We start from the raw sequence: 7,215 nt of genomic DNA, 5'->3' as shown, positions 1-7,215 counted from the left end.
TTCCCGACCCATCTGCACGTATTGCGCACCCTGTCCGGGGAACACGAATACCACCCCAGGCTGGAGATCGATTACCTGACGAGTTGCGGTCGCTAGATGAGGTAAAGTCGCCAGATGGTCGATCGCCTCGGCGGTATTTTGACAGACAATCGATCGCCGATAATTATACCCGTTGCGCCCAATTTGGAGCGTAAACGCCACATCGGCGAGGTTGAGTTCGGGATGTTGTTGCAGGTACTCTTTGAGATTAATGGTTTGCTGTTCTAACGCCGTGGCTGTTTTGGCCGAGAGTAACAGTAATTGATGCGGACGCCCAGCACCGGAAGCCTCAACTTGAGGCGGTTCTTCGAGGATGATATGGGCATTGGTACCGCCACCGCCAAAGGAACTCACCCCCGCCCGACGTGGCGTATCTCCACTCGGCCAGTCAACTAATTTATCGTTGACATAAAAGGGACTCTCGGCAAAATCGATGTGCGGGTTGGGACTGCTGAAATTGATACTCGGTGGGATTTGGCGATGGTACAGTGCCAAGGCGGTTTTGATCGTGCCTGCAACCCCTGCTGCCGCCGTGAGGTGGCCTAAATTACTCTTGATCGACCCGATGCCGCAAAATTGCTGGGCGGCGGTTTGCGTCCGAAATGCTTGGGTGAGAGCTTCGACCTCGATCGGATCGCCCAAAGCTGTCGCCGTGCCGTGTGCCTCGATATAGGAAATTGACTCTGGCTGAATCCCCGCACTTTGTTGAGCTTGGAGGATCGCTTTCATCTGACCCTTGACACTGGGCGCGGTAAAACTTACCTTATCCGCACCATCGTTATTCATGCCGACGCCCTTGATGACGGTATAAATTCGATCGCCATCCGCGATCGCGTCAGCCAAACGTTTGAGGACGACAATCCCCGCCCCATTATTAAATAATGTCCCCCGAGCATTGGCATCGAACGGACGACAATGACCGTCGGGTGTAAAAATACTCCCTTCTTGGTGTAAATAGCCTTGATTTTGCGGCGTACTAATTGCCACCCCACCAGCCAAGGCCAAATCGCACTGCCCGTTTAATAACCCTTGATAAGCTTGAATAATCGCGACCAAGGAAGTCGAACAAGCCGTACTGACATTAATGCTGGGGCCTTGGAGATTTAATTTATACGAGACGCGAGTTGTCAAATAATCGCGATCGTTAACCAAATGGGTTTGAAATTCGCCAAATCGATCGAGCACTGCCGCTTGGCAGCTCAAATGCTTTTCAAAATAGGTATTATCCGCCGAGCCAGCATAAACGCCAATTTTGTTGTCTTCAACTGCCGGATATCCGACAGTTTCGAGAGCTTCAGCCGCCAGTTCGAGCAAGATCCGCGTTTGGGGATCCATCATTTCGGCTTCTCTAGCACTAATGCCAAAAAAGCTGGCGTCGAAGAGTTCGGCACCCGCGAGGACGCCTTTGGCGCGGACGTAATTGGGATCGGCGAGGAGGGCGAGATCGACACTCGGAGCGATTTCACTTTCGTCAAACCAGGTAATCGATTCCGTCCCCGCGCGCAGGTTCGCCCACAATTCTTCGATATTATTGGCACCTGGAAATCTACCAACCATCCCAATGACAGCAACACTATTATTAGTTACGGGCGGGGTTACGGGTGGACGAGCGATCGCCGGCTCGGTTGGCGTGCTAGCGATCGCACTTACCAGATAGTCTGCCATCGATCGAATCGTTGGATGCTGATATAGCCGCACGACTGAAACTTTGCAATTGAATCTAGCTTGAATTCGGGCGATCGCTTTGAGTCCCAGCAAGGAGTTCCCACCGAGATCGAAGAAGTTATCTGCCACCCCGACGCGATCGAGTCGGAGTAGTTCTTGCCAAATCTCGGTCAAGATCGTTTCGGTATTTGTCCGCGCCGCCACAAAGTTTTGGCTCGATCCGAGATTGACTGGAGCCGGTGCGGGTAATGCTTGGCGATCGGTTTTACCATTTGGGGTCAGGGGCATAACATCCAAACTCACGAACGCCGACGGCACCATGTAGTCGGGCAATTGCTGTTTGAGACTGGTTCTCAATGCTGCTAGATCGATCTGAGCGGCTGTTGTCGGTACGAAATAGGCCACTAATCGGACATCGCCCGGTTCATCTTCGCGGACGATGACTACTGCCTCTCGTACCTGTTCCTGCTGGGCGATCGCGGCTTCGATTTCACCCAGTTCGATCCGAAACCCCCGAATCTTAACTTGATTGTCAATCCGCCCTAAATACTCGATATCGCCGTTGGGCAAGTACTTAGCTAAATCGCCCGTCCGATATAATCTGGTTGGAGAGTGCGGATCGATCGGATTGGCAATAAAGCGTTCGGCAGTCAGTTCGGGACGATTTAAATAACCTCGCGTGACACCCGCGCCACCGACATACATTTCTCCCGCTATCCCAATTGCCACTGGTTGACGATCGGTATCCAGGATATATAATTCCAAATCGGGAATCGGACAACCGATAACGCTACCGCGCTCTAGATCGCTCGCCGCGATCGGGCGATAGGTAACATGGACGGTGGTTTCGGTAATTCCATACATATTTACGAGCTGTGGTGTGGTATCGCCATATTTGGCAAACCACGGCTTCAGGCTCTGGAGATCCAACGCTTCTCCGCCGAAGATCGCCCGTCGCAAACTCAATTTCAGATTAGCTTGCGCTTCGGTCGCTACTCGCATTAATTGCCGAAAAGCTGACGGGGTTTGATTGAGCACGGTGACGCGTTCGCGCGCTAATAGCTCGTAAAAATCTTGGGGCGATCGACTCACTGCAAACGGCACGATAACCAACCGTCCGCCATAGATTAACGCACCCCACAACTCCCACACCGAGAAATCAAAGGCATAGGAGTGGAACATCGTCCAGACATCGCGATCGTCAAATTGATACCATTCCTGAGTCGCGGCAAATAATCTGCCGACATTGGCATGCGTCACCATCACCCCTTTGGGTTTGCCTGTCGAACCGGAGGTGTAAATAATGTAGATGAGATTGCTCGGATCGACTGGCACAAGTGGATTCTCGTGACTAGCTTCAGCCATCGGTGCGTCCACACACACTACCGTGCCAGCATAGTCACCAAAAGATCCAGCTAACTGCTGCATCGTCACCAATACGGGCACCCGGGCATCCGCCAGCATATAAGCCAACCGTTCGGTAGGATAGGCAGGATCGAGCGGCACATAGGCACCGCCAGCCTTGAGAATACCCAAGATGCCGACTACCATCTCTAAGGATCGCTCGACACTCAATCCCACCAATACTTCTGGCGCGACGCCGAGGGCGATTAACTGGTGGGCTAATTGATTGGCACGATCGTTCAACTCCCGATAAGTAAGTTGTCGCTCGTCAAACGATACGGCGATCGATTCTGGCGTGCGGGCGACTTGGGCTTCAAATAACTGATGGAGACATTGAGTTTGGGGATACGCTTGGATTGGGCGATCGGGCAGCAACCAGGCTAACTGCTCTGGCTGTGGCACAAGCTGTTTTTGCCACTCAACCAATGTCGCTGGCGGAGCTAATTGCAAGTACAACGCTTCCGTAGCAGCGGCATAAGCCTCGCCATCGATCCATTGCACTTGAGGATCGTAACTTAACAGCAGTCGGAGTTTTGCCAGCGCATCCTCTGCTTGCGCTGCCGATAAGGAGCCACCTTGCGTCGCTCTGATCGCTTCATACGAGATGCGATCGCCATAAAATTTTATCCACGTAGCGCGACCGCGATCGTAAGCAGCCGTTAACTCTGGCTGAGATCCGGCTAATTCCTGAATGTAATCCCACTCTAAACTATGGGTAGTTAATGTTTGGCGCAGCATTTTAGCTGATTTACTCGACTCATTACCGCCGTGATAGCGATACTCAGACACCACTCGATCGTGAAAGTGGATCGGGTAATGACGGGCGAGTCGCAGGAATAAATTCATGTCTTCCTGCTGGGGCAAAAAACCACCGCCAATGGCCGCGATCGCCGTCCGCCGACAAATAGCTGTCGCGCACTGAATATTGTGTTGTGCGGCTAAAATCGTCGCATAACTCGCGACTGGTGGCGGCTCGTCAAAAAGTTTTTGGACGCGATAGGAACCGTCGGGATCGATCGCTCTAAAGATATATCTACCAAAAACAAAGCCAGCTTCGGGATGTGCCTCCAAGCAATTGACACCGATGGCGATCGCGTCTGGGCGCAAACAATCGTCACTGTCGAGAAAAATAATTAAGGCACCGCGACTGACTTCAATCCCCTTGTTCCGTGCGCCAGGTAAGCCTTGATTTGCCTGGTAAACGTATTTAACCGTGGGGTAGCGATCGCACACTGCCTTAGTGTTGTCAGTCGAGCCATCATCGACAACAATTATCTCGATCTCGCCTGCCCGATAAGTTTGCGCGATCGCACTCTCGATCGCTGCTGGCAAAAATTCACAACTGTTGTATGCCGGAATGACGATCGATACGCTACTTGCGGTGGTTAAAGGTGAAAGCATGACTTTAGTTATCCCAATGGCAATTTTTTTTGGCTTGCTAGTTATAAGATATCGCGATGCGATCGGCAGTTAATACCCCCTACCAACGGCGATCTAGCTGTCGCTGTTAGTAGTCCCGATCGCATCGCGAAAAAAGCAGTAATTCCGCTGAACTTTGTATTTTTGGATACATAGGGGCAACTTTTAGCGCAGGCGATGTTGGCTGCTGCTAGGATCGCCCGATCTCGCGCGCTCGATTTACTACCGTCTTCTGGTTCTCCGAATATCCATGCGACATGTCGAGCGTCGGACTGGAGCGAACTTCGCTACCGAATATGTGTGGGGATCGGTAGCGATGCTTGAGAATAGGCACCACGGCAATCTGCATCCAGACCTAGCTATTCTCAATCTTTACAAACAATCATCAGGGCTATTCAACTACTCAATTTTAGATTTAATTCGGTATTTAACTCTAGATTACACGATCGCTTGTAACTCATAAAACCTGATTTCTACTAGATAGTATCTATTTTGCCGATCGGCTAATGTAACAGTAGATAATACGTCCTCGACCTTAAATGTACCTTCCCAATTTTTCTTCAGTATTCAGTGATTTTCAACAGCCAGATGACTGAATTTGATGCTAGGTAGCGGGATGAGGAGAATCGATCGGGGTTGCATCGATCGGGATGAGGTAATATACTGCTGTGAGTATTATAGTTAAATTAAATTTAAATGATTGTTGGCATTATCCATATTTCTTAGGGACGATCGCCATAAGCACTCAATACAAGAAATCATTTAATAAATATCACAATTAAATAGTGATCTAGATCACTGCCAATTAAATCGGGATCTAGTTCGCTGCTAATTAAATAGCGATCTTGTTCGCAGCTAATTTTATTTAATCTTATACAACTAATCTTTTGGGGCGATCGCATGACCGATCTAAAAAAATCTGACACGGTGGCGAATTCGTGGCAGACAGACGATATCAGAGCCACAAACCTCTCTGTTCGGTGGCAACACTACCTCCTGGGGCTTCAATCACTAGTCTTGGTGGGACTAGATGTGACGATGCTGTATGCGTCGTGGACGATCTCGGATGCGATCGGCACGCCAGTGGAAGGGGCGCATGTGGCCAACTCAATGATTCCGATTCTAGCCGTAAGCATTGGTACGCTGGCGACTGGGGGATTCTATGGCACTGATGACAAGCTCAATCGGTTTTCCAAGCTATTCAAATCGCTCACAATCGCACAAGTAGTGGTGCTGATCGCGGCTTTTTTCTATCAGCCCGGTTTGTGGGTGTCGCGCTCGGTATTTTTGATGGCGTGGGTATTAAACTTTGTCTTAATTAGCAGTGCGAGGTTTGGCTTCGATCTGCTGACTATCCAAGTGCGCAAGCGCAACCCAATTTTTCAGCATCAAGTCGTGCTGCTGGGACATCAACAAGATATCGGTAACGTCAAAAAATTGATCGAACGCTCTCGACAATTCAAAGTCGATAGCATCATCGACTTAGGGGTTTGGGATCTCCACACCGAGCTAGAGCAAGTCATTCAATATATTTGCTCGCGGCAAGTAAGTGAAGTCTTCGTTTGTAGTCAAGACTCGATCGACAATCAAATTATGCTGTTGTGGAGTTTAAAAGCCGCTGGCATCCACCTGCGGATGATTCCCTCAGAGACTCAGCTACCCCAACGCTCTGCTGAGACGAAGATGATTGAAGAAATCCCCACTAGTCGCTTTAAATCACTGCCAATTTTTGGCGTTAATTTTTTGATGAAGCGGCTGTTCGATATCGTGGCGGCTACGCTCATTTCCCTGATCCTCTCACCGATCCTCATTGCTACGGCGATCGCGGTCAAAAAAACATCTTCAGGGCCGATTTTTTATCGTCAGTATCGAGTCGGACTCAAAGGCAATCGCTTCCAAGTGTGGAAATTCCGGACGATGGTCGAAAATGCGAGCGAACTTCAAAAAGATCTAGAAGCTCAAAATGAAGTTAAAGGCGGCGTGCTATTTAAAATCAAAGAAGATCCGCGCATTACTAAAATTGGTAAGTTTTTGCGTAAATATAGCATCGACGAACTCCCTCAATTGATCAATGTTTTACAAGGTCAAATGAGTTTGGTCGGCCCTCGTCCCCTGCCTGTGAGAGATTACGAACGCTCTTTAGCAGACATGAAACACTTTTCTCGCGATCGCTTTTTGCGCTATGAGGTCTTACCTGGAATCACCGGCTTATGGCAAGTTAAAGGTCGGTCGAGTGTGGATTCTGATGAAATCTTTTACTGGGATATGGTGTATATTTTGCAATGGTCTTTAGCACTCGACCTGAAAATCTTACTACAAACAATTAAAGTGGTGATCGCCAAGGAAGGGTCTTATTAGAGGGTGTTTGAAAAGTTATTTTTGACACCCGTAGTTGGTGTGAATCCCCCTAAATCCCCCTTAAAAAGGGGGACTAAGAATCCGGTTCCCCCTGCTTGGTGCAACACATGCGGAGGGAACCTCCGCGTGGTTGCATCCGCTTTTTAAGGGGGCTAGGGGGATTTTCTAGAGTTTAAGCGTAACAAATTTGACTTTTAAAACAGTCTCTTAGACTATTAAATAGCTGGACATAATTAAATTAACAATGACGAAATGGCCCTCACCCCGCCAGATCCTCCGGTTCTGGCGGGGTGAGGTCAGAATGCTGGCATTTTACATTTAATTTCGCCT

2 protein-coding genes are annotated in these 7,215 nt (G+C 49.4%); one reads left to right on the top strand and one right to left on the bottom strand.

Annotated features, from left to right (window positions below; all coding sequences use genetic code 11):
• Positions 1-4,509: amino acid adenylation domain-containing protein (locus RMO84_RS13375; protein ID WP_310488945.1), on the bottom strand; the 4,509-nt coding region annotated here is incomplete at its 3' end.
• A 918-nt stretch (positions 4,510-5,427) separates the two neighbouring features.
• On the opposite strand from RMO84_RS13375, the gene RMO84_RS13370 reads away from it, so the two are divergent.
• The gene (locus tag RMO84_RS13370) at positions 5,428-6,885 is read left to right on the top strand and encodes a sugar transferase (RefSeq protein ID WP_310488944.1); all 1,458 of its coding nucleotides are present in this window, start codon (positions 5,428-5,430) and stop codon (positions 6,883-6,885) included.
• Positions 6,886-7,215 lie beyond the last annotated feature (330 nt).

The organism is Chamaesiphon sp. VAR_69_metabat_338 (assembly GCF_031423935.1).
Classification (GTDB): domain Bacteria; phylum Cyanobacteriota; class Cyanobacteriia; order Cyanobacteriales; family Chamaesiphonaceae; genus Chamaesiphon.
This window is presented reverse-complemented; position numbering and strand designations above follow the sequence as displayed.